This window comes from Escherichia sp. F1 (genome assembly GCF_046764225.1).
Classification (GTDB): Bacteria; Pseudomonadota; Gammaproteobacteria; order Enterobacterales; family Enterobacteriaceae; genus Escherichia; species Escherichia coli.
Window position 1 is genome coordinate 462694 of the sequence record NZ_CP177202.1, and the last position, 24200, is coordinate 486893.

The 24200-nt window shown below is 50.2% G+C and carries 28 protein-coding genes, 2 tRNA genes and 4 rRNA genes; 26 read left to right on the forward strand and 8 right to left on the reverse strand.

Translation table 11 applies throughout. From position 1 onward, the window contains the following. The first annotated feature begins 1 nt into the window (after nt 1). From rplR to arfA, 14 genes are all read left to right on the forward strand, one after another. The gene (rplR, locus tag ACK8NJ_RS02115; protein WP_000358960.1) at nt 2-355 is read left to right on the forward strand and encodes a 50S ribosomal protein L18; all 354 of its coding nucleotides are present in this window, start codon (nt 2-4) and stop codon (nt 353-355) included. Between the two features lie 14 nt (nt 356-369). Further along, on the forward strand, nt 370-873 hold the full coding sequence (gene rpsE / locus ACK8NJ_RS02120; protein WP_000940121.1) for a 30S ribosomal protein S5: 504 nt from the start codon (nt 370-372) through the stop codon (nt 871-873). 3 nt (nt 874-876) lie between these two features. Further along, nucleotides 877-1056, forward strand: a complete 180-nt coding sequence (gene rpmD, locus ACK8NJ_RS02125; protein ID WP_001140433.1) for a 50S ribosomal protein L30 — start codon at nt 877-879, stop codon at nt 1054-1056. A 3-nt stretch (nt 1057-1059) separates the two neighbouring features. Beyond that, nucleotides 1060-1494 carry a 50S ribosomal protein L15 gene (gene rplO / locus ACK8NJ_RS02130; protein ID WP_001238917.1) on the forward strand — a complete coding sequence of 145 codons (435 nt, stop codon included), beginning with the start codon at nt 1060-1062 and terminating at the stop codon, nt 1492-1494. A gap of 7 nt (nt 1495-1501) precedes the next feature. Continuing rightward, on the forward strand, nt 1502-2833 hold the full coding sequence (gene secY / locus ACK8NJ_RS02135; RefSeq protein ID WP_001118861.1) for a preprotein translocase subunit SecY: 1332 nt from the start codon (nt 1502-1504) through the stop codon (nt 2831-2833). 31 nt (nt 2834-2864) lie between these two features. Continuing rightward, the gene (gene rpmJ, locus ACK8NJ_RS02140) at nt 2865-2981 is read left to right on the forward strand and encodes a 50S ribosomal protein L36 (RefSeq protein WP_000868187.1); all 117 of its coding nucleotides are present in this window, start codon (nt 2865-2867) and stop codon (nt 2979-2981) included. Between the two features lie 146 nt (nt 2982-3127). Then, nucleotides 3128-3484, forward strand: a complete 357-nt coding sequence (gene rpsM, locus ACK8NJ_RS02145) for a 30S ribosomal protein S13 (protein WP_000090775.1) — start codon at nt 3128-3130, stop codon at nt 3482-3484. 16 nt (nt 3485-3500) lie between these two features. Then, entirely contained in the window at nt 3501-3890 is a 390-nt protein-coding gene (rpsK, locus tag ACK8NJ_RS02150; RefSeq protein WP_001029684.1) for a 30S ribosomal protein S11, read from the forward strand. A gap of 33 nt (nt 3891-3923) precedes the next feature. Further along, nucleotides 3924-4544, forward strand: a complete 621-nt coding sequence (gene rpsD / locus ACK8NJ_RS02155; protein WP_000135224.1) for a 30S ribosomal protein S4 — start codon at nt 3924-3926, stop codon at nt 4542-4544. Between the two features lie 25 nt (nt 4545-4569). Further along, the gene (locus ACK8NJ_RS02160) at nt 4570-5559 is read left to right on the forward strand and encodes a DNA-directed RNA polymerase subunit alpha (RefSeq protein WP_001162094.1); all 990 of its coding nucleotides are present in this window, start codon (nt 4570-4572) and stop codon (nt 5557-5559) included. A 40-nt stretch (nt 5560-5599) separates the two neighbouring features. Next, on the forward strand, nt 5600-5983 hold the full coding sequence (gene rplQ / locus ACK8NJ_RS02165; protein ID WP_001216368.1) for a 50S ribosomal protein L17: 384 nt from the start codon (nt 5600-5602) through the stop codon (nt 5981-5983). Between the two features lie 106 nt (nt 5984-6089). Then, a complete protein-coding gene (locus ACK8NJ_RS02170; RefSeq protein ID WP_000266531.1) occupies nt 6090-6458 on the forward strand; it encodes a DUF1992 domain-containing protein in 369 nt (122 codons plus the stop codon). A 10-nt stretch (nt 6459-6468) separates the two neighbouring features. Next, on the forward strand, nt 6469-6894 hold the full coding sequence (gene zntR / locus ACK8NJ_RS02175; RefSeq protein WP_000285597.1) for a Zn(2+)-responsive transcriptional regulator: 426 nt from the start codon (nt 6469-6471) through the stop codon (nt 6892-6894). A gap of 55 nt (nt 6895-6949) precedes the next feature. Next, a complete protein-coding gene (gene arfA, locus ACK8NJ_RS02180) occupies nt 6950-7168 on the forward strand; it encodes an alternative ribosome-rescue factor ArfA (RefSeq protein WP_000092696.1) in 219 nt (72 codons plus the stop codon). Here arfA and mscL read toward each other — a convergent pair. The 5 genes from mscL to def form a co-directional block, all read right to left on the reverse strand. Further along, the gene (mscL, locus tag ACK8NJ_RS02185; protein WP_000022442.1) at nt 7165-7575 is read right to left on the reverse strand and encodes a large-conductance mechanosensitive channel protein MscL; all 411 of its coding nucleotides are present in this window, start codon (nt 7573-7575) and stop codon (nt 7165-7167) included. The two genes, arfA and mscL, sit on opposite strands and share 4 nt — an antisense overlap. A 129-nt stretch (nt 7576-7704) precedes the next feature. Further along, nucleotides 7705-9081 carry a Trk system potassium transporter TrkA gene (gene trkA, locus ACK8NJ_RS02190; RefSeq protein ID WP_411962076.1) on the reverse strand — a complete coding sequence of 459 codons (1377 nt, stop codon included), beginning with the start codon at nt 9079-9081 and terminating at the stop codon, nt 7705-7707. Nucleotides 9082-9102: 21 nt separating this feature from the next. Next, nucleotides 9103-10392 (reverse strand): 16S rRNA (cytosine(967)-C(5))-methyltransferase RsmB, encoded by a 1290-nt coding sequence (gene rsmB / locus ACK8NJ_RS02195; protein WP_411962077.1) that lies wholly within the window; start codon nt 10390-10392, stop codon nt 9103-9105. A 45-nt stretch (nt 10393-10437) separates the two neighbouring features. Further along, on the reverse strand, nt 10438-11385 hold the full coding sequence (fmt, locus tag ACK8NJ_RS02200) for a methionyl-tRNA formyltransferase (RefSeq protein ID WP_000004439.1): 948 nt from the start codon (nt 11383-11385) through the stop codon (nt 10438-10440). Between the two features lie 14 nt (nt 11386-11399). After that, on the reverse strand, nt 11400-11909 hold the full coding sequence (gene def, locus ACK8NJ_RS02205) for a peptide deformylase (RefSeq protein WP_000114986.1): 510 nt from the start codon (nt 11907-11909) through the stop codon (nt 11400-11402). A 129-nt stretch (nt 11910-12038) separates the two neighbouring features. On the opposite strand from def, the gene dprA reads away from it, so the two are divergent. The 6 genes from dprA to ACK8NJ_RS02235 are packed head-to-tail and all read left to right on the forward strand — an operon-like array spanning nt 12039 to nt 15833. After that, nucleotides 12039-13163, forward strand: a complete 1125-nt coding sequence (dprA, locus tag ACK8NJ_RS02210; protein ID WP_000228570.1) for a DNA-protecting protein DprA — start codon at nt 12039-12041, stop codon at nt 13161-13163. Continuing rightward, entirely contained in the window at nt 13135-13608 is a 474-nt protein-coding gene (smg, locus tag ACK8NJ_RS02215; protein WP_000460672.1) for a DUF494 family protein Smg, read from the forward strand. The genes dprA and smg overlap by 29 nt, the downstream gene beginning before the upstream one ends. 28 nt (nt 13609-13636) lie before the next feature. Then, nucleotides 13637-14179, forward strand: coding sequence for a DNA topoisomerase family protein (locus ACK8NJ_RS02220; RefSeq protein WP_001129723.1), 543 nt, complete (start codon nt 13637-13639; stop codon nt 14177-14179). A gap of 4 nt (nt 14180-14183) precedes the next feature. Next, nucleotides 14184-14756, forward strand: a complete 573-nt coding sequence (gene tsaC, locus ACK8NJ_RS02225) for an L-threonylcarbamoyladenylate synthase type 1 TsaC (RefSeq protein ID WP_001297709.1) — start codon at nt 14184-14186, stop codon at nt 14754-14756. Nucleotides 14757-14760: 4 nt separating this feature from the next. Beyond that, the gene (aroE, locus tag ACK8NJ_RS02230) at nt 14761-15579 is read left to right on the forward strand and encodes a shikimate dehydrogenase (protein ID WP_000451230.1); all 819 of its coding nucleotides are present in this window, start codon (nt 14761-14763) and stop codon (nt 15577-15579) included. Then, complete coding sequence (locus tag ACK8NJ_RS02235; protein ID WP_411962078.1) at nt 15576-15833, forward strand: DUF1488 domain-containing protein; 258 nt, start codon at nt 15576-15578, stop codon at nt 15831-15833. The genes aroE and ACK8NJ_RS02235 overlap by 4 nt, the downstream gene beginning before the upstream one ends. Here the strand turns inward: ACK8NJ_RS02235 and ACK8NJ_RS02240 are convergent. Next, entirely contained in the window at nt 15809-16363 is a 555-nt protein-coding gene (locus tag ACK8NJ_RS02240; protein ID WP_001286216.1) for a gamma carbonic anhydrase family protein, read from the reverse strand. The genes ACK8NJ_RS02235 and ACK8NJ_RS02240 overlap by 25 nt on opposite strands. 472 nt (nt 16364-16835) lie before the next feature. Between ACK8NJ_RS02240 and ACK8NJ_RS02245 the strand changes: the two genes are divergently transcribed. The 6 genes from ACK8NJ_RS02245 to rrf (ACK8NJ_RS02270) all read left to right on the forward strand — a co-directional run bounded on the left by ACK8NJ_RS02245 (nt 16836) and on the right by rrf (ACK8NJ_RS02270) (nt 22092). Next, nucleotides 16836-18377: ribosomal RNA gene (locus ACK8NJ_RS02245) — 16S ribosomal RNA — on the forward strand. Between the two features lie 85 nt (nt 18378-18462). Further along, nucleotides 18463-18538 (forward strand) — tRNA-Glu (locus tag ACK8NJ_RS02250). 195 nt (nt 18539-18733) lie between these two features. Beyond that, nucleotides 18734-21635 (forward strand): 23S ribosomal RNA (locus ACK8NJ_RS02255). Between the two features lie 96 nt (nt 21636-21731). Further along, nucleotides 21732-21847, forward strand: a 5S ribosomal RNA gene (rrf, locus tag ACK8NJ_RS02260). A gap of 14 nt (nt 21848-21861) precedes the next feature. Further along, nucleotides 21862-21937: transfer RNA gene (locus ACK8NJ_RS02265), tRNA-Thr, on the forward strand. A gap of 39 nt (nt 21938-21976) precedes the next feature. Continuing rightward, nucleotides 21977-22092: ribosomal RNA gene (rrf, locus tag ACK8NJ_RS02270) — 5S ribosomal RNA — on the forward strand. Together the 16S, 23S and 5S rRNA genes with 2 tRNA genes alongside form the textbook arrangement of a ribosomal RNA operon. 230 nt (nt 22093-22322) lie before the next feature. Here rrf (ACK8NJ_RS02270) and ACK8NJ_RS02275 read toward each other — a convergent pair. Then, the gene (locus ACK8NJ_RS02275; protein WP_000078348.1) at nt 22323-23081 is read right to left on the reverse strand and encodes an amino acid ABC transporter ATP-binding protein; all 759 of its coding nucleotides are present in this window, start codon (nt 23079-23081) and stop codon (nt 22323-22325) included. A 7-nt stretch (nt 23082-23088) separates the two neighbouring features. Beyond that, nucleotides 23089-24192, reverse strand: a complete 1104-nt coding sequence (locus tag ACK8NJ_RS02280) for an amino acid ABC transporter permease (protein ID WP_001308990.1) — start codon at nt 24190-24192, stop codon at nt 23089-23091. Nucleotides 24193-24200 lie beyond the last annotated feature (8 nt).

Here is a 24200-nt window from a genome sequence, read left to right on the forward strand (position 1 = left end):
TATGGATAAGAAATCTGCTCGTATCCGTCGTGCGACCCGCGCACGCCGCAAGCTCCAGGAGCTGGGCGCAACTCGCCTGGTGGTACATCGTACCCCGCGTCACATTTACGCACAGGTAATTGCACCGAACGGTTCTGAAGTTCTGGTAGCTGCTTCTACTGTAGAAAAAGCTATCGCTGAACAACTGAAGTACACCGGTAACAAAGACGCGGCTGCAGCTGTGGGTAAAGCTGTCGCTGAACGCGCTCTGGAAAAAGGCATCAAAGATGTATCCTTTGACCGTTCCGGGTTCCAATATCATGGTCGTGTCCAGGCACTGGCAGATGCTGCCCGTGAAGCTGGCCTTCAGTTCTAAGGTAGAGGTGTAAGATGGCTCACATCGAAAAACAAGCTGGCGAACTGCAGGAAAAGCTGATCGCGGTAAACCGCGTATCTAAAACCGTTAAAGGTGGTCGTATTTTCTCCTTCACAGCTCTGACTGTAGTTGGCGATGGTAACGGTCGCGTTGGTTTTGGTTACGGTAAAGCGCGTGAAGTTCCAGCAGCGATCCAGAAAGCGATGGAAAAAGCCCGTCGCAATATGATTAACGTCGCGCTGAATAACGGCACTCTGCAACACCCTGTTAAAGGTGTTCACACGGGTTCTCGCGTATTCATGCAGCCGGCTTCCGAAGGTACCGGTATCATCGCCGGTGGTGCAATGCGCGCCGTTCTGGAAGTCGCTGGGGTTCATAACGTTCTGGCTAAAGCATATGGTTCCACCAACCCGATCAACGTGGTTCGTGCAACTATTGATGGCCTGGAAAATATGAATTCTCCAGAAATGGTCGCTGCCAAGCGTGGTAAATCCGTTGAAGAAATTCTGGGGAAATAAACCATGGCAAAGACTATTAAAATTACTCAAACCCGCAGTGCAATCGGTCGTCTGCCGAAACACAAGGCAACGCTGCTTGGCCTGGGTCTGCGTCGTATTGGTCACACCGTAGAGCGCGAGGATACTCCTGCTATTCGCGGTATGATCAACGCGGTTTCCTTCATGGTTAAAGTTGAGGAGTAAGAGATGCGTTTAAATACTCTGTCTCCGGCCGAAGGCTCCAAAAAGGCGGGTAAACGCCTGGGTCGTGGTATCGGTTCTGGCCTCGGTAAAACCGGTGGTCGTGGTCACAAAGGTCAGAAGTCTCGTTCTGGCGGTGGCGTACGTCGCGGTTTCGAGGGTGGTCAGATGCCTCTGTACCGTCGTCTGCCGAAATTCGGCTTCACTTCTCGTAAAGCAGCGATTACAGCCGAAGTTCGTCTGTCTGACCTGGCTAAAGTAGAAGGCGGTGTTGTAGACCTGAACACGCTGAAAGCGGCTAACATTATCGGTATCCAGATCGAGTTCGCGAAAGTGATCCTGGCTGGCGAAGTAACTACTCCGGTAACTGTTCGTGGCCTGCGTGTTACTAAAGGCGCTCGTGCTGCTATCGAAGCTGCTGGCGGTAAAATCGAGGAATAAGTAGCAGATGGCTAAACAACCGGGATTAGATTTTCAAAGTGCCAAAGGTGGCTTAGGCGAGCTGAAACGCAGACTGCTGTTTGTTATCGGTGCGCTGATTGTGTTCCGTATTGGCTCTTTTATTCCGATCCCTGGTATTGATGCCGCTGTACTTGCCAAACTGCTTGAGCAACAGCGAGGCACCATCATTGAAATGTTTAACATGTTCTCTGGTGGTGCTCTCAGCCGTGCTTCTATCTTTGCTCTGGGGATCATGCCGTATATTTCGGCATCGATCATTATCCAGCTGCTGACGGTGGTTCACCCAACGTTGGCAGAAATTAAGAAAGAAGGGGAGTCTGGTCGTCGTAAGATCAGCCAGTACACCCGCTACGGTACTCTGGTGCTGGCAATATTCCAGTCGATCGGTATTGCTACCGGTCTGCCGAATATGCCTGGTATGCAAGGCCTGGTCATTAACCCGGGCTTTGCATTCTACTTCACCGCTGTTGTAAGTCTGGTCACAGGAACCATGTTCCTGATGTGGTTGGGCGAACAGATTACTGAACGAGGTATCGGCAACGGTATTTCAATCATTATCTTCGCCGGTATTGTCGCGGGACTCCCGCCAGCCATTGCCCATACTATCGAGCAAGCGCGTCAAGGCGACCTGCACTTCCTCGTGTTGCTGTTGGTTGCAGTATTAGTATTTGCAGTGACGTTCTTTGTTGTATTTGTTGAGCGTGGTCAACGCCGCATTGTGGTAAACTACGCGAAACGTCAGCAAGGTCGTCGTGTCTATGCTGCACAGAGCACACATTTACCGCTGAAAGTGAATATGGCGGGGGTAATCCCGGCAATCTTCGCTTCCAGTATTATTCTGTTCCCGGCGACCATCGCGTCATGGTTCGGGGGCGGTACTGGTTGGAACTGGCTGACAACAATTTCGCTGTATTTGCAGCCTGGGCAACCGCTTTATGTGTTACTCTATGCGTCTGCAATCATCTTCTTCTGTTTCTTCTACACGGCGTTGGTTTTCAACCCGCGTGAAACAGCAGATAACCTGAAGAAGTCCGGTGCATTTGTACCAGGAATTCGTCCGGGAGAGCAAACGGCGAAGTATATCGATAAAGTAATGACCCGCCTGACCTTGGTTGGTGCGCTGTACATTACCTTTATCTGCCTGATCCCGGAGTTCATGCGTGATGCAATGAAAGTACCGTTCTACTTCGGTGGGACCTCACTGCTTATCGTTGTTGTCGTGATTATGGACTTTATGGCTCAAGTGCAAACTCTGATGATGTCCAGTCAGTATGAGTCTGCATTGAAGAAGGCGAACCTGAAAGGCTACGGCCGATAATTGGTCGCCCGAGAAGTTACGGAGAGTAAAAATGAAAGTTCGTGCTTCCGTCAAGAAATTATGCCGTAACTGCAAAATCGTTAAGCGTGATGGTGTCATCCGTGTGATTTGCAGTGCCGAGCCGAAGCATAAACAGCGCCAAGGCTGATTTTTTCGCATATTTTTCTTGCAAAGTTGGGTTGAGCTGGCTAGATTAGCCAGCCAATCTTTTGTATGTCTGTGCGTTTCCATTTGAGTATCCTGAAAACGGGCTTTTCAGCATGGAACGTACATATTAAATAGTAGGAGTGCATAGTGGCCCGTATAGCAGGCATTAACATTCCTGATCATAAGCATGCCGTAATCGCATTAACTTCGATTTATGGCGTCGGCAAGACCCGTTCTAAAGCCATCCTGGCTGCAGCGGGTATCGCTGAAGATGTTAAGATCAGTGAGCTGTCTGAAGGACAAATCGACACGCTGCGTGACGAAGTTGCCAAATTTGTCGTTGAAGGTGATCTGCGCCGTGAAATCAGCATGAGCATCAAGCGCCTGATGGATCTTGGTTGCTATCGCGGTTTGCGTCATCGTCGTGGTCTCCCGGTTCGCGGTCAGCGTACCAAGACCAACGCACGTACCCGTAAGGGTCCGCGCAAACCGATCAAGAAATAATCGGGGTGATTGAATAATGGCAAAGGCACCAATTCGTGCACGTAAACGTGTAAGAAAACAAGTCTCTGACGGCGTGGCTCATATCCATGCTTCTTTCAACAACACCATCGTGACTATCACTGATCGTCAGGGTAACGCGTTGGGTTGGGCAACAGCCGGTGGTTCCGGTTTCCGTGGTTCTCGCAAATCCACTCCGTTTGCAGCTCAGGTTGCAGCAGAGCGTTGCGCTGACGCCGTGAAAGAATACGGCATCAAGAATCTGGAAGTTATGGTTAAAGGTCCGGGTCCAGGCCGCGAATCTACTATTCGTGCTCTGAACGCCGCAGGTTTCCGCATCACTAACATTACTGATGTGACTCCGATCCCTCATAACGGTTGTCGTCCGCCGAAAAAACGTCGCGTATAACGCTTCGTTTTCCAGGTTTGTTGGAGAAAGAAAATGGCAAGATATTTGGGTCCTAAGCTCAAGCTGAGCCGTCGTGAGGGCACCGACTTATTCCTTAAGTCTGGCGTTCGCGCGATCGATACCAAGTGTAAAATTGAACAAGCTCCTGGCCAGCACGGTGCGCGTAAACCGCGTCTGTCTGACTATGGTGTGCAGTTGCGTGAAAAGCAAAAAGTTCGCCGTATCTATGGTGTGCTGGAGCGTCAGTTCCGTAACTACTACAAAGAAGCAGCACGTCTGAAAGGCAACACCGGTGAAAACCTGTTGGCTCTGCTGGAAGGTCGTCTGGACAACGTTGTATACCGTATGGGCTTCGGTGCCACTCGTGCAGAAGCACGTCAGCTGGTTAGCCATAAAGCAATTATGGTAAACGGTCGTGTTGTTAACATCGCTTCTTATCAGGTTAGTCCGAATGACGTTGTAAGCATTCGTGAGAAAGCGAAGAAGCAGTCTCGCGTGAAAGCCGCTCTGGAGCTGGCTGAGCAGCGTGAAAAGCCAACCTGGCTGGAAGTTGATGCTGGCAAGATGGAAGGTACGTTTAAGCGTAAGCCGGAGCGTTCTGATCTGTCTGCGGACATTAACGAACACCTGATCGTCGAGCTTTACTCCAAGTAAAGCTTAGTACCAAAGAGAGGACACAATGCAGGGTTCTGTGACAGAGTTTCTAAAACCGCGCCTGGTTGATATCGAGCAAGTGAGTTCGACGCACGCCAAGGTGACCCTTGAGCCTTTAGAGCGTGGCTTTGGCCATACTCTGGGTAACGCACTGCGCCGTATTCTGCTCTCATCGATGCCGGGTTGCGCGGTGACCGAGGTTGAGATTGATGGTGTACTACATGAGTACAGCACCAAAGAAGGCGTTCAGGAAGATATCCTGGAAATCCTGCTCAACCTGAAAGGGCTGGCGGTGAGAGTTCAGGGCAAAGATGAAGTTATTCTTACCTTGAATAAATCTGGCATTGGCCCTGTGACTGCAGCCGATATCACCCACGACGGTGATGTCGAAATCGTCAAGCCGCAGCACGTGATCTGCCACCTGACCGATGAGAACGCGTCTATTAGCATGCGTATCAAAGTTCAGCGCGGTCGTGGTTATGTGCCGGCTTCTACCCGAATTCATTCGGAAGAAGATGAGCGCCCAATCGGCCGTCTGCTGGTCGACGCATGCTACAGCCCTGTGGAGCGTATTGCCTACAATGTTGAAGCAGCGCGTGTAGAACAGCGTACCGACCTGGACAAGCTGGTCATCGAAATGGAAACCAACGGCACAATCGATCCTGAAGAGGCGATTCGTCGTGCGGCAACCATTCTGGCTGAACAACTGGAAGCTTTCGTTGACTTACGTGATGTACGTCAGCCTGAAGTGAAAGAAGAGAAACCAGAGTTCGATCCGATCCTGCTGCGCCCTGTTGACGATCTGGAATTGACTGTCCGCTCTGCTAACTGCCTTAAAGCAGAAGCTATCCACTATATCGGTGATCTGGTACAGCGTACCGAGGTTGAGCTCCTTAAAACGCCTAACCTTGGTAAAAAATCTCTTACTGAGATTAAAGACGTGCTGGCTTCCCGTGGACTGTCTCTGGGCATGCGCCTGGAAAACTGGCCACCGGCAAGCATCGCTGACGAGTAACCGGATCACAGGTTAAGGTTTTACTGAGAAGGATAAGGTCATGCGCCATCGTAAGAGTGGTCGTCAACTGAACCGCAACAGCAGCCATCGCCAGGCTATGTTCCGCAATATGGCAGGTTCACTGGTTCGTCATGAAATCATCAAGACGACTCTGCCTAAAGCGAAAGAGCTGCGCCGCGTAGTTGAGCCGCTGATTACTCTTGCCAAGACTGATAGCGTTGCTAATCGTCGTCTGGCATTCGCCCGTACTCGTGATAACGAGATCGTGGCAAAACTGTTTAACGAACTGGGCCCGCGTTTCGCGAGCCGTGCCGGTGGTTACACTCGTATTCTGAAGTGTGGCTTCCGTGCAGGCGACAACGCGCCGATGGCTTACATCGAGCTGGTTGATCGTTCAGAGAAAGCAGAAGCTGCTGCAGAGTAATCTGAAGCAACGTAAAAAAACCCGCCCCGGCGGGTTTTTTTATACCCGTAGTATCCCCACTTATCTACAATAGCTGTACTCTTTTTGTTCATCCCCTGGAGTATTTATGTGGTTACTTGACCAGTGGGCAGAGCGTCATATTACTGAGGCACAATCCAAAGGTGAGTTTGATAATCTTCCGGGAAGTGGCGAGCCATTGATTCTGGATGATGATTCACACGTGCCACCGGAATTACGTGCGGGGTATCGCTTGCTGAAGAATGCCGGTTGCTTACCGCCAGAACTTGAGCAGCGGAGGGAAGCAATACAGCTTCTGGATATCCTCAAAGGTATCCGTCATGATGATCCGCAATATAAAGAGGTTAGTCGTCGATTGTCATTACTGGAATTGAAGCTGCGACAAGCTGGATTGAGTACCGATTTTTTACGCGGCGATTATGCTGACAAGTTGTTGAACAAAATCAACGATAACTAGTGGAGTATGTATGTATCGCATTGGTGAGCTGGCAAAAATGGCGGATGTAACACCCGACACGATTCGTTATTACGAAAAGCAGCAGATGATGGAGCATGAAGTGCGTACGGAAGGTGGGTTTCGCCTGTATACCGAAAGCGATCTCCAGCGATTGAAATTTATCCGCCATGCCAGACAATTAGGTTTCAGTCTGGAGTCGATCCGCGAGTTGCTGTCGATCCGTATCGATCCTGAACACCATACCTGTCAGGAGTCAAAAGGAATTGTGCAGGAAAGATTGCAGGAAGTCGAAGCACGGATAGCCGAGTTGCAGAGTATGCAGCGTTCCTTGCAACGCCTTAACGATGCCTGTTGTGGGACCGCCCATAGCAGTGTTTATTGCTCGATTCTTGAAGCTCTTGAACAAGGAGCGAGTGGCGTTAAGAGTGGCTGTTGATTTTTTGCACTGGCAGGATTACACTCGCGCCGTTAAATAACCAACTGGAGTTTTTATGAGCCGATATCAGCATACTAAAGGGCAGATAAAGGATAATGCGATAGAAGCATTACTACATGATCCCTTATTCCGACAGCGAGTAGAGAAAAATAAGAAAGGGAAAGGCAGTTACATGCGAAAAGGAAAACATGGCAATCGGGGGAACTGGGAGGCCAGTGGCAAGAAAGTAAATCACTTTTTTACCACTGGCCTTCTGCTTTCAGGCGCTTGTTAAGAGCGGTTATTCTGCTCTTTCAGCAAATCACGAATTTCTGTCAGTAATACTTCTTCTTTAGTTGGTGCAGGCGCGGCTGCTGGTTCTTCTTTTTTCCGATTCAGTTTGTTGATTAGCTTAATCGCCATAAAGATGGCAAAGGCTACAATCAGAAAATCAAAGACGTTTTGGATGAAGACACCGTAATGCATCACAACAGCAGGGATATCCCCCTGCGCATCGCGTAGCGTGACAGCAAACTGTTTGAAATCGATCCCGCCAATTAATAAGCCCAGAGGTGGCATAATGATATCGGCAACCAGTGAAGATACAATCTTCCCGAATGCCGCACCGATAATGACACCCACCGCCAAATCCACCACGTTCCCGCGCATCGCAAATTCGCGAAATTCTTTAATAATGCTCATGTTATTCTCCCTATGAAGCCGACAATCATAAGTCTAACAAATGTTAAGCTATTTTCCTGCCAGGAATGGATTTAATTAATCCTTGATAATCAAAGGGAAATAATAAGGCGTCATTAGACGCCTTATTAATTACAAGAAGAAAGGACTTGGCTGGAAGAGTCTTTCGACGTCGGTAATAAACTTTTTATCTGTGAGGAACATAATTACGTGATCGCCTTGCTCAATGCGCAGATTGTCATTGGCAATCATCACATCGTTTCCACGTACCACCGCTCCAATAATCGTTCCTGGCGGTAGCTTGATTTCATCAATGACTCTGCCGACAACGCGTGAGGTGCTTTCATCACCGTGAGCAACGGCTTCAATAGCTTCTGCTACGCCGCGGCGCAATGAGGAAACACCAACAATATCTGCTTTTCGCACATGGCTAAGCAACGCAGAAATAGTTGCTTGTTGCGGTGAAATCGCAATATCGATCACGCTCCCCTGAACCAGATCCACATAAGCGCGACGCTGGATCAATACCATCACCTTTTTCGCACCCATACGTTTGGCAAGCATGGCGGACATGATATTGGCTTCGTCATCGTTGGTGACGGCAATAAACAGATCAACTTGATCGATATGTTCTTCGGCCAGCAGTTCTTGATCCGACGCATCACCAAAAAAGACGATCGTATTCTGCAACTTTTCCGCCAGTTCGGCAGCGCGTTGCTGATTACGTTCGATGAGTTTAACGCTGTAATCTTTTTCCAGACGACGCGCCAGCCCTGCACCGATATTACCGCCACCAACCAGCATGAGCCGCTTATACGGTTTTTCCAGTCGCTGTAATTCACTCATCACCGCGCGGATATGCTGTGAAGCGGCAATAAAGAACACTTCATCACCAGCTTCAACAATGGTCGAACCTTGCGGACGGATGGGGCGATCATGGCGGAAAATTGCTGCCACACGAGTATCGATATGTGGCATATGTTCGCGCATGGTCGAAAGTGCATTACCAATCAGCGGGCCGCCATAATAGGCTTTAACCACAGCCAGGCTGACTTTACCCTCAGCGAAGTTCACCACCTGCAATGCGCCGGGATACTCAATCAGTCGGTAAATATTATCGATAACCAACTGCTCTGGTGCGATCAGATGATCAATCGGTACAGCATCTGAATGAAATAGTTTATCGGCATCGCGCACGTAGTCTGGTGAGCGGATACGAGCGATGCGATTAGGGGTGTTGAAAAGTGAGTAGGCTACCTGGCAGGCAACCATATTGGTTTCATCTGAACTAGTTACAGCAACCAGCATATCGGCGTCGTCGGCACCTGCCTCCCGCAATACGCGTGGATGAGAGCCATGCCCCTGCACGACTCGCAGGTCAAATTTATCCTGCAAGGTCCGCAGACGCTCACCGTTGGTATCGACAACAGTAATATCGTTGTTCTCGCCAACCAGGTTTTCCGCCAGTGTGCCGCCAACCTGGCCGGCACCCAGAATGATAATTTTCATCAGTCGCGACCCGTTATCTCATCACTTTTTGATTAGCTTAGCGTAAAAGAAGCCGTCGCCCTCTTCGGCACCAGGCAGATTTTGCTTACCCGATTGTTCTGGTGTTCCTGTTTCGCAAAGTTCGGCATCAGCGGTACGTTGCAAAAAGGCTTTAATCTGCAGGCTATTCTCTTCCGGTAACACCGAACAGGTGGCATAGACCAGGGTTCCACCGGATTTTAAATGCGGCCAAATGGCGTCGAGAATTTCAGACTGCAATTGCGCGAGTTCCGGGATATCGCGATCGCGACGTAACCATTTAATATCCGGATGGCGACGAATCACACCGGTTGCTGAACAAGGCGCATCTAATAAAATGCGATCAAACTGTTGCTCGCCACACCATTGGGAAGGGTAGCGGCCATCACCTTGTTTCACGGTCGCCTTCATACCAAGGCGTTTTAAATTGTCGTACACGCGAGAGAGGCGCTGTTCGTCAATATCAACCGCAACAACCTGCGCTTCTGGTGCCACCTCAAGGATATGCGTTGTTTTACCGCCGGGGGCGGCACAAAGATCCAAAATGTGTTCACCGTTTTGTGGCGCAAGCCAGCTCATGCAACCTTGTGCTGATGCATCCTGAACGGTAACCCATCCGTCTTCAAAACCAGGTAGCGCATGAACAGGTGCAGGTGTTTCCAGCCGTACAGCATCAGGGTAATCCGCATGCGGGAAACCTTTCATTCCTGCTTCATCCAGCAATGCAAGCCAGCTGTCGCGGGAATGATGCGTACGATTAACGCGCAGCCACATTGGCGGACGCTGGTTATTGGCTTCAACGATGGATTGCCATTGCTCTGGATACGCTTTTTGCAGACGCTTCAGCAACCAGGAAGGATGCAGATAACGTGCATCACTGGCATTAAACTCGGCTAATAACTCTTCTTGCTGACGTTGGAACTGGCGTAATACGCCGTTAATCAACCCTTTAAGTTGCGGACGCTTAATTGCGACAGCACCTTCAACCGTTTCAGCCAGCGCAGCATGAGGTGGAATGCGGGTATAAAGCAGTTGATACAAACCAACCATAATCAGGTAATGCACAGTGCGCTGTTTGCCGGTCATCGGACGGGCCATTAACTTATTAATCAGCCAGTCTAACTGTGAAAGCGTACGCAGTACGCCAAAGCACAACTCTTGAAGAAGTGCTTTGTCTTTATCGGAAACTTTTTGCTGGAGCGGTGGCAGAATGTTGCTTAATGATTGCCCTTGCTCGACGACTTGTTCAACGGCTTGTGCCGCCATGCTACGTAAATTACGTTGTTTTTTCATAAGTATAAAAATGCCCGGCAAGACCGGGCTTAGAAGAGTGGACTATCAGACCAGACGGTTGCCCGGAACAAACCATTCCCGACGAGAATTCAGGAGGTCTTGCGCGCTCATCGCTTTCTTACCCGCAGGTTGTAACGAGAGCAGGTTCAGGATGCCATCACCAGTCGCAACCTGAATGCCTTGTTTATTGGCTTCAAGGATCGTTCCTGGTGCAGCGTTGGTTGCCGTATCAATGACCGACGCTTTCCAGACTTTAACCGGCTGTCCTTCAATTTCCAGCCAGCTCATTGGCCATGGATTGAAAGCGCGAATGCAGCGTTCAAGCTGCGCTGCCGAAAGCGACCAGTCAATACGCGCTTCTTCTTTACTCAACTTTTCGGCGTAAGTGACAAGAGTTTCGTCCTGAACTTCTGGTTTCGCCGTGCCGTCTGCCAGTTGTTTCAATGTGGTGATAAGCCCTTGTGGGCCAAGCTCTGCCAGCTTGTCGTACAGCGTACCACTGGTATCTTCTGCAGTAATCGGGCAGGAGAGCTTATAGAGCATGTCACCGGTGTCTAAACCAACATCCATTTGCATAATGGTCACACCAGTTTCTGCATCACCCGCCCATAGTGAGCGTTGGATTGGTGCAGCACCGCGCCAGCGTGGCAGCAGTGAACCATGAACGTTGATACAGCCAAGACGCGGCATCTCCAGCACTGCTTTAGGCAGAATTAAGCCATAGGCGACGACAACCATAACATCAGCCTGTAGATCGGCGACCAGTTGCTGGTTTTCTTGTGGACGCAGGGAAACCGGTTGAAAAACGGGCAGACCTTTTTCCTCAGCCAGAATTTTAACCGGGCTGGGCATCAGTTTTTTACCGCGTCCTGCCGGTCGGTCTGGCTGGGTGAACACGCCAACGACGTTATGACCAGAAGACAACAGCGCGTCGAGATGACGCGCTGCAAAGTCAGGTGTACCCGCAAAAATAATACGTAGTGATTCTGACACGTTAGTTCTTATCCTTAAGCCCGGGCTTTCAGACGATCCAGTTTTTCAACTTTCTGACGAATACGTTGTTGTTTCAGCGGTGACAGATAATCCATAAACAGTTTGCCGACCAGGTGATCCATCTCATGCTGAATACAGATGGCTAACAGACCCTCTGCTTCCAGTTCAAATGGTTTACCGTCGCGGTCCAGGGCGCGAATTTTAACTTTCTCTGCGCGTGGCACTAAAGCACGTTGTTCAGGGATCGACAGGCATCCTTCTTCAATGCCTGTTTCGCCGCTTTTTTCTAAAAGCTCCGGATTGATTAACACCAGCCGTTCGTCACGGTTTTCCGAAACATCAATAACAATGATACGTTGATGGATATCGACCTGGGTTGCCGCCAGGCCAATGCCTTCTTCTGCGTACATCGTCTCGAACATATCATCGACGATACGCTGAATTTCTGCATTCACTTCTTCTACCGGTTTAGCAACTTTGCGAAGCCGCTCGTCCGGAATATGTAACACTTGCAAAACTGACATAAATCTCCAGAGATGTGTTCAGGAGTTAGAAAGATTATTTCTTCTATTCTAGACAAATCCCCCTCTGATTGACAGCATCACTGACCAATCGCAAAGATTGCTAAGGCTGCTTATGGCAGGGAGATAAGGATGGTCGATACAGAAATTTGGCTGCGTTTAATGAGCGTCAGCAGCTTGTACGGCGATGATATGGTCCGTATAGCTCACTGGCTGGCAAAACAGTCGCATATTGATGCGGTTGTATTGCAGCAAACTGGGCTTACATTGCGGCAGGCACAACGCTTTCTTTCATTTCCGCGAAAGAGTATCGAAAGCTCACTTTCTTGGTTGGAGCAACCCAACCATCATTTAATTCCTGCGGACAGCGAATTTTATCCTCCTCAACTTCTTGCGACGACAGATTACCCCGGCGCACTGTTTGTTGCAGGAGAACTGCACGCGCTGCATTCATTTCAGCTTGCCGTAGTGGGGAGTCGGGCGCATTCATGGTATGGCGAGCGATGGGGACGATTATTTTGCGAAACTCTGGCGACGCGTGGAGTGACAATTACGAGTGGACTGGCGCGTGGAATCGATGGTGTGGCGCATAAAGCGGCCTTACAGGTAAATGGCGTCAGCATTGCTGTATTAGGGAATGGACTTAATACCATTCATCCGCGTCGCCATGCCCGACTGGCTACCAGTTTGCTTGAACATGGTGGGGCTCTTGTCTCGGAATTTACCCTCGATGTTCCTCCCCTTGCTTACAATTTCCCACGAAGAAATCGCATTATCAGTGGTCTAAGTAAAGGTGTACTGGTGGTGGAAGCGGCTTTGCGCAGTGGTTCGCTGGTGACTGCACGTTGTGCGCTTGAGCAGGGGCGTGAAGTTTTTGCCTTGCCGGGTCCATTAGGGAATCCGGGAAGCGAAGGGCCTCACTGGTTAATAAAACAAGGTGCGATTCTTGTGACGGAACCGGAAGAAATTCTGGAAAACTTGCAATTTGGATTTCACTGGTTGCCAGACGCCCCTGAAAATTCATTTTATTCACCAGATCAGGAAGACGTGGCATTGCCATTTCCTGAGCTCCTGGCTAACGTAGGAGATGAGGTAACACCTGTTGACGTCGTCGCTGAACGTGCCGGCCAACCTGTGCCAGAGGTAGTAACTCAACTACTCGAACTGGAGTTAGCAGGATGGATCGCAGCTGTACCCGGCGGCTATGTCCGATTGAGGAGGGCATGCCATGTTCGACGTACTAATGTATTTGTTTGAAACCTATATTCACACAGAAGCTGAGTTGCGTGTGGATCAAGACAAACTTGAACAGGATCTTACCGACGCAGGATTTGATCGAGAAGATATCTACAATGCCCTGCTTTGGCTGGAAAAGCTTGCGGATTATCAGGAAGGACTGGCAGAACCGATGCAACTGGCCTCTGATCCACTCTCCATGCGTATTTATACCCCTGAAGAGTGTGAAAGACTGGATGCCAGCTGTCGTGGTTTTTTGCTTTTCCTTGAGCAAATTCAGGTGCTTAACCTTGAAACCCGTGAAATGGTGATAGAGCGAGTGCTCGCGCTGGATACCGCAGAGTTCGACCTGGAAGACCTGAAATGGGTAATCCTGATGGTGTTGTTCAATATTCCGGGCTGCGAAAATGCGTACCAGCAAATGGAAGAATTACTCTTTGAAGTGAATGAAGGTATGCTGCATTAATCATTTCTTTAATTCAGCATAAGTTGTTATGGCGAAATCAGCACTGTTCACGGTGCGTAATAATGAGTCTTGCCCAAAGTGCGGGGCTGAACTGGTTATTCGATCCGGGAAACACGGTCCGTTTCTTGGATGCTCACAGTATCCGGCGTGTGACTACGTCCGTCCTCTGAAATCTTCAGCGGATGGACATATCGTCAAAGTTCTGGAGGGGCAGGTTTGCCCTGCATGTGGCGCAAATCTGGTATTACGCCAGGGACGCTTTGGTATGTTTATTGGTTGCAGTAACTACCCTGAATGCGAACATACCGAACTTATCGATAAACCGGACGAAACAGCAATTACATGCCCCCAATGCCGGACGGGCCATCTGGTCCAGCGCCGCTCCCGTTATGGCAAAACGTTTCACTCCTGTGATCGCTACCCGGAGTGTCAATTTGCCATTAACTTCAAACCCATAGCTGGAGAATGCCCTGAGTGTCATTATCCGCTACTCATCGAAAAGAAAACCGCGCAGGGTGTAAAACACTTTTGTGCCAGTAAACAATGTGGAAAGCCGGTTTCGGCGGAATAATAACGTGAATAATAACCTGCAAGGAGACGCTATCGCAGCTGCGATAGATGTCCTCAATGAAGAACGTGTCATCGCCTATCCAACGGAAGCCGTTTTCGGTGTCGGGTGCGATCCTGATAGCGAAACAGCAGTGATGCGACTGTTGGAGTTAAAACAGCGTCCGGTTGATAAAGGGCTGATTCTAATCGCCGCAAATTACGAGCAGCTTAAACCCTATATTGATGACACCATGCTGACTGACGCGCAGCGTGAAACTATATTTTCTCGCTGGCCAGGTCCTGTCACCTTTGTTTTTCCCGCGCCTGCGACAACACCGCGCTGGTTGACGGGCCGCTTTGATTCGCTTGCTGTACGAGTCACCGACCATCCGTTGGTGGTTGCTTTGTGCCAGGCTTATGGTAAACCGCTGGTTTCTACCAGTGCCAACTTGAGTGGATTGCCACCTTGTCGAACAGTAGACGAAGTTCGCGCACAATTTGGCGCGGCGTTCCCGGTTGTGCCTGGTGAAACGGGAGGGCGTTTAAATCCTTCAGAAATCCGCGATGCCCTGACGGGTGAACTGTTTCGACAGGGGTAACATAATGGAAACCTATGCTGTTTTTGGTAATCCGATAGCCCACAGCAAATCGCCATTCATTCATCAGCAATTTGCTCAGCAACTGAATATTGAACATCCCTATGGGCGCGTGTTGGCACCCATCAATGATTTCATCAACACACTGAACGCTTTCTTTAGTGCTGGTGGTAAAGGTGCGAATGTGACGGTACCTTTTAAAGAAGAGGCTTTTGCCAGAGCGGATGAGCTTACTGAACGGGCAGCGTTGGCTGGTGCTGTTAATACCCTCAAGCGGTTAGAAGATGGACGCCTGCTGGGTGACAATACCGATGGTATAGGTTTGTTAAGCGATCTGGAACGTCTGTCTTTTATCCGTCCTGGTTTACGTATTCTGCTCATCGGCGCTGGTGGAGCATCTCGCGGCGTACTACTGCCACTCCTTTCCCTGGACTGTGCGGTGACAATCACTAATCGGACGGTATCTCGCGCAGAAGAGTTGACTAAATTGTTTGCGCACACTGGCAGTATTCAGGCGTTGGGTATGGACGAACTGGAAGGTCATGAGTTTGATCTCATTATTAATGCAACATCCAGTGGCATCAGTGGTGATATTCCGGCGATCCCGTCATCGCTCATTCATCCAGGCATTTATTGCTATGACATGTTCTATCAGAAAGGAAAAACTCCTTTTCTGGCATGGTGTGAGCAGCGAGGCTCAAAGCGTAATGCTGATGGTTTAGGAATGCTGGTGGCACAGGCGGCTCATGCCTTCCTTCTTTGGCATGGCGTTCTGCCTGATGTAGAACCGGTCATCAAACTATTGCAACAGGAGTTGTCAGCGTGAATCAGGCCATCCAGTTTCCGGATAGGGAAGGGTGGGACGAGAATAAAAAATGTGTATGTTTTCCCGCTCTCGTGAATGGTATGAAACTGACATGTGCGATCTCTGGCGAGAGTCTGGCGTATCGCTTTACTGGAGATACGCCAGAACAGTGGTTAGCGAGTTTTCGTCAGCATCGCTGGGACCTGGAAGAAGAAGCGGAAAACTTAATTCAGGAACAAAGTGAAGATGATCAAGGTTGGGTCTGGTTACCTTGATCCAGATATTCGTCCTTCCATTTCACGTAGTTATTTGCGGAATAGCGTAACCCAGCCTTCTCTTCATCACTTAACGGGCGGATCTGTTTGACGGGGCTACCGAGATACAGATATCCGCTCTCCAGCCGTTTATTTTGTGGGACCAGGCTACCCGCACCAATCATCACATCATCTTCTACTATTGCGCCATCAAGTAAAATTGAGCCCATCCCAACCAAAACTCGATTGCCAATGGTGCAGCCGTGGAGCATCACCTTGTGACCAACAGTGACATCTTCGCCAATGGTTAATGGGTTGCCATCTGGGTTGTACGAGGATTTATGAGTGACATGCAACATACTGCCATCCTGGATATTGGTGCGTGCTCCGATCTGTACATAATGTACATCTCCACGAATCACAACGAGCGGCCAGATCCCCACATCATCAGCCAGACGAACGTCACCAATCACGACGCTGCTATCGTCGATCATTACGCGCTGACCGATTTGTGGAAAAAGATCGCGGTATGGGCGTAAAACATCAGACATAATTACCTCAACAATAAATGATTTACTAATGACTTTGGGTGCATTATTGGCCTTGTGCAAGTCTTTTAGCATGCAAAAAAGCACCGTTTTGTGTGCGAATGCAGCAAAAAGGATGAAAAAGCAACAAACAGAAAAAAAGATCAAAAAAGTACTTGTGCAAAAAATTGGGATCCCTATAATGCGCCTCCGTTGAGACGACAACGTGAAACACTTCACAAGATGGTCGTAACAACAAAGAGAAAAAATCCTGAAATTCAGGGTTGACTCTGAAAGAGGAAAGCGTAATATACGCCACCTCGCGACAGTGAGCTGAAAGCCGCGTCGCAACTGCTCTTTAACAATTTATCAGACAATCTGTGTGGGCACTCGAAGATACGGATTCTTAACGTCGCAAGACGAAAAATGAATACCAAGTCTCAAGAGTGAACACGTAATTCATTACGAAGTTTAATTCTTTGAGCATCAAACTTTTAAATTGAAGAGTTTGATCATGGCTCAGATTGAACGCTGGCGGCAGGCCTAACACATGCAAGTCGAACGGTAACAGGAATCAGCTTGCTGATTTGCTGACGAGTGGCGGACGGGTGAGTAATGTCTGGGAAACTGCCTGATGGAGGGGGATAACTACTGGAAACGGTAGCTAATACCGCATAACGTCGCAAGACCAAAGAGGGGGACCTTCGGGCCTCTTGCCATCGGATGTGCCCAGATGGGATTAGCTAGTAGGTGGGGTAACGGCTCACCTAGGCGACGATCCCTAGCTGGTCTGAGAGGATGACCAGCCACACTGGAACTGAGACACGGTCCAGACTCCTACGGGAGGCAGCAGTGGGGAATATTGCACAATGGGCGCAAGCCTGATGCAGCCATGCCGCGTGTATGAAGAAGGCCTTCGGGTTGTAAAGTACTTTCAGCGGGGAGGAAGGGAGTAAAGTTAATACCTTTGCTCATTGACGTTACCCGCAGAAGAAGCACCGGCTAACTCCGTGCCAGCAGCCGCGGTAATACGGAGGGTGCAAGCGTTAATCGGAATTACTGGGCGTAAAGCGCACGCAGGCGGTTTGTTAAGTCAGATGTGAAATCCCCGGGCTCAACCTGGGAACTGCATCTGATACTGGCAAGCTTGAGTCTCGTAGAGGGGGGTAGAATTCCAGGTGTAGCGGTGAAATGCGTAGAGATCTGGAGGAATACCGGTGGCGAAGGCGGCCCCCTGGACGAAGACTGACGCTCAGGTGCGAAAGCGTGGGGAGCAAACAGGATTAGATACCCTGGTAGTCCACGCCGTAAACGATGTCGACTTGGAGGTTGTGCCCTTGAGGCGTGGCTTCCGGAGCTAACGCGTTAAGTCGACCGCCTGGGGAGTACGGCCGCAAGGTTAAAACTCAAATGAATTGACGGGGGCCCGCACAAGCGGTGGAGCATGTGGTTTAATTCGATGCAACGCGAAGAACCTTACCTGGTCTTGACATCCACGGAAGTTTTCAGAGATGAGAATGTGCCTTCGGGAACCGTGAGACAGGTGCTGCATGGCTGTCGTCAGCTCGTGTTGTGAAATGTTGGGTTAAGTCCCGCAACGAGCGCAACCCTTATCCTTTGTTGCCAGCGGTCCGGCCGGGAACTCAAAGGAGACTGCCAGTGATAAACTGGAGGAAGGTGGGGATGACGTCAAGTCATCATGGCCCTTACGACCAGGGCTACACACGTGCTACAATGGCGCATACAAAGAGAAGCGACCTCGCGAGAGCAAGCGGACCTCATAAAGTGCGTCGTAGTCCGGATTGGAGTCTGCAACTCGACTCCATGAAGTCGGAATCGCTAGTAATCGTGGATCAGAATGCCACGGTGAATACGTTCCCGGGCCTTGTACACACCGCCCGTCACACCATGGGAGTGGGTTGCAAAAGAAGTAGGTAGCTTAACCTTCGGGAGGGCGCTTACCACTTTGTGATTCATGACTGGGGTGAAGTCGTAACAAGGTAACCGTAGGGGAACCTGCGGTTGGATCACCTCCTTACCTTAAAGAAGCGTACTTTGCAGTGCTCACACAGATTGTCTGATAGAAAGTGAAAAGCAAGGCGTCTTGCGAAGCAGACTGATACGTCCCCTTCGTCTAGAGGCCCAGGACACCGCCCTTTCACGGCGGTAACAGGGGTTCGAATCCCCTAGGGGACGCCACTTGCTGGTTTGTGAGTGAAAGTCACCTGCCTTAATATCTCAAAACTCATCTTCGGGTGATGTTTGAGATATTTGCTCTTTAAAAATCTGGATCAAGCTGAAAATTGAAACACTGAATAGTCGAAAGATTATTCGTGAGTCTCTCAAATTTTCGCAACACGATGATGAATCGAAAGAAACATCTTCGGGTTGTGAGGTTAAGCGACTAAGCGTACACGGTGGATGCCCTGGCAGTCAGAGGCGATGAAGGACGTGCTAATCTGCGATAAGCGTCGGTAAGGTGATATGAACCGTTATAACCGGCGATTTCCGAATGGGGAAACCCAGTGTGATTCGTCACACTATCATTAACTGAATCCATAAGTTAATGAGGCGAACCGGGGGAACTGAAACATCTAAGTACCCCGAGGAAAAGAAATCAACCGAGATTCCCCCAGTAGCGGCGAGCGAACGGGGAGCAGCCCAGAGCCTGAATCAGTGTGTGTGTTAGTGGAAGCGTCTGGAAAGGCGCGCGATACAGGGTGACAGCCCCGTACACAAAAATGCACATGCTGTGAGCTCGATGAGTAGGGCGGGACACGTGGTATCCTGTCTGAATATGGGGGGACCATCCTCCAAGGCTAAATACTCCTGACTGACCGATAGTGAACCAGTACCGTGAGGGAAAGGCGAAAAGAACCCCGGCGAGGGGAGTGAAAAAGAACCTGAAACCGTGTACGTACAAGCAGTGGGAGCCTCTTTATGGGGTGACTGCGTACCTTTTGTATAATGGGTCAGCGACTTATATTCTGTAGCAAGGTTAACCGAATAGGGGAGCCGAAGGGAAACCGAGTCTTAACTGGGCGTTAAGTTGCAGGGTATAGACCCGAAACCCGGTGATCTAGCCATGGGCAGGTTGAAGGTTGGGTAACACTAACTGGAGGACCGAACCGACTAATGTTGAAAAATTAGCGGATGACTTGTGGCTGGGGGTGAAAGGCCAATCAAACCGGGAGATAGCTGGTTCTCCCCGAAAGCTATTTAGGTAGCGCCTCGTGAATTCATCTCCGGGGGTAGAGCACTGTTTCGGCAAGGGGGTCATCCCGACTTACCAACCCGATGCAAACTGCGAATACCGGAGAATGTTATCACGGGAGACACACGGCGGGTGCTAACGTCCGTCGTGAAGAGGGAAACAACCCAGACCGCCAGCTAAGGTCCCAAAGTCATGGTTAAGTGGGAAACGATGTGGGAAGGCCCAGACAGCCAGGATGTTGGCTTAGAAGCAGCCATCATTTAAAGAAAGCGTAATAGCTCACTGGTCGAGTCGGCCTGCGCGGAAGATGTAACGGGGCTAAACCATGCACCGAAGCTGCGGCAGCGACACTATGTGTTGTTGGGTAGGGGAGCGTTCTGTAAGCCTGTGAAGGTGGCCTGTGAGGGTTGCTGGAGGTATCAGAAGTGCGAATGCTGACATAAGTAACGATAAAGCGGGTGAAAAGCCCGCTCGCCGGAAGACCAAGGGTTCCTGTCCAACGTTAATCGGGGCAGGGTGAGTCGACCCCTAAGGCGAGGCCGAAAGGCGTAGTCGATGGGAAACAGGTTAATATTCCTGTACTTGGTGTTACTGCGAAGGGGGGACGGAGAAGGCTATGTTGGCCGGGCGACGGTTGTCCCGGTTTAAGCGTGTAGGCTGGTTTTCCAGGCAAATCCGGAAAATCAAGGCTGAGGCGTGATGACGAGGCACTACGGTGCTGAAGCAACAAATGCCCTGCTTCCAGGAAAAGCCTCTAAGCATCAGGTAACATCAAATCGTACCCCAAACCGACACAGGTGGTCAGGTAGAGAATACCAAGGCGCTTGAGAGAACTCGGGTGAAGGAACTAGGCAAAATGGTGCCGTAACTTCGGGAGAAGGCACGCTGATATGTAGGTGAAGCGACTTGCTCGTGGAGCTGAAATCAGTCGAAGATACCAGCTGGCTGCAACTGTTTATTAAAAACACAGCACTGTGCAAACACGAAAGTGGACGTATACGGTGTGACGCCTGCCCGGTGCCGGAAGGTTAATTGATGGGGTTAGCGCAAGCGAAGCTCTTGATCGAAGCCCCGGTAAACGGCGGCCGTAACTATAACGGTCCTAAGGTAGCGAAATTCCTTGTCGGGTAAGTTCCGACCTGCACGAATGGCGTAATGATGGCCAGGCTGTCTCCACCCGAGACTCAGTGAAATTGAACTCGCTGTGAAGATGCAGTGTACCCGCGGCAAGACGGAAAGACCCCGTGAACCTTTACTATAGCTTGACACTGAACATTGAGCCTTGATGTGTAGGATAGGTGGGAGGCTTTGAAGTGTGGACGCCAGTCTGCATGGAGCCGACCTTGAAATACCACCCTTTAATGTTTGATGTTCTAACGTTGGCCCCTGATCGGGGTTGCGGACAGTGTCTGGTGGGTAGTTTGACTGGGGCGGTCTCCTCCTAAAGAGTAACGGAGGAGCACGAAGGTTGGCTAATCCTGGTCGGACATCAGGAGGTTAGTGCAATGGCATAAGCCAGCTTGACTGCGAGCGTGACGGCGCGAGCAGGTGCGAAAGCAGGTCATAGTGATCCGGTGGTTCTGAATGGAAGGGCCATCGCTCAACGGATAAAAGGTACTCCGGGGATAACAGGCTGATACCGCCCAAGAGTTCATATCGACGGCGGTGTTTGGCACCTCGATGTCGGCTCATCACATCCTGGGGCTGAAGTAGGTCCCAAGGGTATGGCTGTTCGCCATTTAAAGTGGTACGCGAGCTGGGTTTAGAACGTCGTGAGACAGTTCGGTCCCTATCTGCCGTGGGCGCTGGAGAACTGAGGGGGGCTGCTCCTAGTACGAGAGGACCGGAGTGGACGCATCACTGGTGTTCGGGTTGTCATGCCAATGGCACTGCCCGGTAGCTAAATGCGGAAGAGATAAGTGCTGAAAGCATCTAAGCACGAAACTTGCCCCGAGATGAGTTCTCCCTGAGACTTTAAGTCTCCTGAAGGAACGTTGAAGACGACGACGTTGATAGGCCGGGTGTGTAAGCGCAGCGATGCGTTGAGCTAACCGGTACTAATGAACCGTGAGGCTTAACCTTACAACGCCGAAGGTGTTTTGGCGGATTGAGAGAAGATTTTCAGCCTGATACAGATTAAATTAACCGGCGACAAGCGGGTTAATAAAACAGAATTTGCCTGGCGGCCTTAGCGCGGTGGTCCCACCTGACCCCATGCCGAACTCAGAAGTGAAACGCCGTAGCGCCGATGGTAGTGTGGGGTCTCCCCATGCGAGAGTAGGGAACTGCCAGGCATCAAATTTAGCGTGCTGATATGGCTCAGTTGGTAGAGCGCACCCTTGGTAAGGGTGAGGTCCCCAGTTCGACTCTGGGTATCAGCACCACTTTTTAGGTTAAAGTTCGGCAGATTAGAAAAGAATTTGTCTGGCGGCAGTAGCGCGGTGGTCCCACCTGACCCCATGCCGAACTCAGAAGTGAAACGCCGTAGCGCCGATGGTAGTGTGGGGTCTCCCCATGCGAGAGTAGGGAACTGCCAGACATCAAATAAAACAAAAGGCTCAGTCGGAAGACTGGGCCTTTTGTTTTATCTGCTGTTTGTCGGTGAACACCCTCCCGAGTAGGACAAATCCGCCGGGAGCGGATTTGAACGTTGCGAAGCAACGGCCCGGAGGGTGGCGGGCAGGACGCCCGCCATAAACTGCCAGACATCAAATCAAGCGAAAGGCCATCCGAAAGGATGGCCTTTTTGCTTTTCGAACTAACATTCAATTAATGGATTACCTGCGATAAAAATGCCCTCGTACGCTCTGATTTAGGATGCGCAAAAAATTCATCAGGTGCAGCTTGCTCCACTATTTCCCCACGATCCATAAAAATCACCCTGTCAGCGACGGTTCGTGCAAACCCCATCTCATGTGTTACACACAACATTGTCATACCCGACTGCGCCAGCCCAATCATCGTATCCAGCACTTCTTTCACCATCTCCGGATCGAGCGCTGACGTAGGTTCATCAAATAGCATGATCTTTGGTTTCATACAAAGTGAACGTGCTATGGCAACGCGTTGCTGCTGACCACCAGAAATCTGTCCGGGAAACTTCTGGGCATGTTCGGCAATTCTCACCCGCTCAAGGTAATGCAACGCCAGATCTTCAGCCTCTTTCTTAGGCATCTTGCGTACCCAAATCGGTGCCAGGGTACAGTTCTGTAGAACGGTCAGATGAGGGAAGAGATTGAAATGCTGAAAAACCATTCCCACTTCCTGCCTGACACGCTCAATATTGCGGATATCTTCATTAAGTTCGATGCCATCCACCACGATCCGTCCCTGTTGATGTTCTTCCAGATGATTAATACAACGAATGGTTGTCGATTTACCGGAACCAGAAGGGCCACACAGAACGATCCGTTCTCCCGGTTGCACGGTTAAATTTATATTTTTCAAAACATGGAATTGCCCATACCATTTATTGACGTTTTCCAGCGTAATCATCGCGTTAGCAGGTTGCAGTAAAATTTGGCTCATAGTGTCCTCAATGCGGTGTACGCCCGGTGTTAAAACGTTTTTCCAGATGTTGGCTATAACGTGACATGCTGAAACAGAAGATCCAGTAGATCAGTGCGGCGAAAACATACCCTTCCGTCGACATACCCAACCAGGCGGGATCAACGGTTGCCTGCTGAACGCTACTGAAAAGATCGAACAACCCGATGATGATCACCAGGCTGGTATCTTTGAAGAGTGCGATGATGGTATTTACCAGCCCAGGAATTACCAGCTTCAACGCCTGTGGCAGAATAACCAGCCCCTGAGTTTTCCAGTAACCCAACGCCAGCGACTCTGCCGCTTCATATTGCCCTTTAGGCAGCGCCTGTAATCCGCCTCGCACGACTTCCGCAACATATGCTGACTGAAACAGGATCACGCCAACCAGCGCGCGGATCAGTTTGTCGATACTGGTGCCTTCTGCCATAAACAACGGCAGCATGACCGAAGACATAAACAGAACGGTAATCAGCGGTACACCGCGCCAGAACTCGATAAAAATGACCGATAAGATACGCACAATCGGCATATGGGAGCGGCGACCTAACGCCAGTAAGATCCCCCACGGCAGCGCCCCCGCAATCCCAACTGATGCAATAATTAAAGTTAGCGTCAGCCCGCCCCATTGCCGAGTTTCAACCCGCTCAAGACCAAGAAACCCGCCATACATCAGCCACCAGACAATCAGTGGGTAAATCACCGCCCATACCGCAATATAGCGACCGCGATGCGGGAGTATTTTCCAGAACATTGGTGCGATCGACACAAGCCCAATCAGTAATGCGAGGTTAATTCGCCAGCGTTGGTCGTGTGGGTAAAGCCCATACATAAACTGACCAAATCGTTCGTGGATGAAGACCCAACAGGCACCGGCTTTTGTGCAGTCGGTACGCGTTGAGCCAACCCAGTTAGCCTGCAAAAATGCCCAGTTCAGCAACGGTGGAATCAGTTCCCACATCAACCATATGCAGCCAATAGTCAGCAGGCTATTGCTCCAGCTGGAGAACAGATTTTTTCGCACCCACACCATCGCGCGGCTTGAGTTATGGCTCGCCGGGCGCGGGGGATGAGACAGCAATACTTTTGTCATCATGACTC

Coding starts and splice junctions, on each gene's coding strand:
- rplR (WP_000358960.1), top strand. CDS start 2: ATGGATAAGAAATCTGCTCGTATCCGTCGTGCGACCCGCGCACGCCGC.
- rpsE (WP_000940121.1), top strand. CDS start 370: ATGGCTCACATCGAAAAACAAGCTGGCGAACTGCAGGAAAAGCTGATC.
- rpmD (WP_001140433.1), top strand. CDS start 877: ATGGCAAAGACTATTAAAATTACTCAAACCCGCAGTGCAATCGGTCGT.
- rplO (WP_001238917.1), top strand. CDS start 1,060: ATGCGTTTAAATACTCTGTCTCCGGCCGAAGGCTCCAAAAAGGCGGGT.
- secY (WP_001118861.1), top strand. CDS start 1,502: ATGGCTAAACAACCGGGATTAGATTTTCAAAGTGCCAAAGGTGGCTTA.
- rpmJ (WP_000868187.1), top strand. CDS start 2,865: ATGAAAGTTCGTGCTTCCGTCAAGAAATTATGCCGTAACTGCAAAATC.
- rpsK (WP_001029684.1), top strand. CDS start 3,501: ATGGCAAAGGCACCAATTCGTGCACGTAAACGTGTAAGAAAACAAGTC.
- rpsD (WP_000135224.1), top strand. CDS start 3,924: ATGGCAAGATATTTGGGTCCTAAGCTCAAGCTGAGCCGTCGTGAGGGC.
- ACK8NJ_RS02160 (WP_001162094.1), top strand. CDS start 4,570: ATGCAGGGTTCTGTGACAGAGTTTCTAAAACCGCGCCTGGTTGATATC.
- rplQ (WP_001216368.1), top strand. CDS start 5,600: ATGCGCCATCGTAAGAGTGGTCGTCAACTGAACCGCAACAGCAGCCAT.
- ACK8NJ_RS02170 (WP_000266531.1), top strand. CDS start 6,090: ATGTGGTTACTTGACCAGTGGGCAGAGCGTCATATTACTGAGGCACAA.
- zntR (WP_000285597.1), top strand. CDS start 6,469: ATGTATCGCATTGGTGAGCTGGCAAAAATGGCGGATGTAACACCCGAC.
- arfA (WP_000092696.1), top strand. CDS start 6,950: ATGAGCCGATATCAGCATACTAAAGGGCAGATAAAGGATAATGCGATA.
- mscL (WP_000022442.1), bottom strand. CDS start 7,575: ATGAGCATTATTAAAGAATTTCGCGAATTTGCGATGCGCGGGAACGTG.
- trkA (WP_411962076.1), bottom strand. CDS start 9,081: ATGAAAATTATCATTCTGGGTGCCGGCCAGGTTGGCGGCACACTGGCG.
- rsmB (WP_411962077.1), bottom strand. CDS start 10,392: ATGAAAAAACAACGTAATTTACGTAGCATGGCGGCACAAGCCGTTGAA.
- def (WP_000114986.1), bottom strand. CDS start 11,909: ATGTCAGTTTTGCAAGTGTTACATATTCCGGACGAGCGGCTTCGCAAA.
- dprA (WP_000228570.1), top strand. CDS start 12,039: ATGGTCGATACAGAAATTTGGCTGCGTTTAATGAGCGTCAGCAGCTTG.
- smg (WP_000460672.1), top strand. CDS start 13,135: ATGTTCGACGTACTAATGTATTTGTTTGAAACCTATATTCACACAGAA.
- ACK8NJ_RS02220 (WP_001129723.1), top strand. CDS start 13,637: ATGGCGAAATCAGCACTGTTCACGGTGCGTAATAATGAGTCTTGCCCA.
- aroE (WP_000451230.1), top strand. CDS start 14,761: ATGGAAACCTATGCTGTTTTTGGTAATCCGATAGCCCACAGCAAATCG.
- ACK8NJ_RS02240 (WP_001286216.1), bottom strand. CDS start 16,363: ATGTCTGATGTTTTACGCCCATACCGCGATCTTTTTCCACAAATCGGT.
- ACK8NJ_RS02275 (WP_000078348.1), bottom strand. CDS start 23,081: ATGAGCCAAATTTTACTGCAACCTGCTAACGCGATGATTACGCTGGAA.
- ACK8NJ_RS02280 (WP_001308990.1), bottom strand. CDS start 24,192: ATGACAAAAGTATTGCTGTCTCATCCCCCGCGCCCGGCGAGCCATAAC.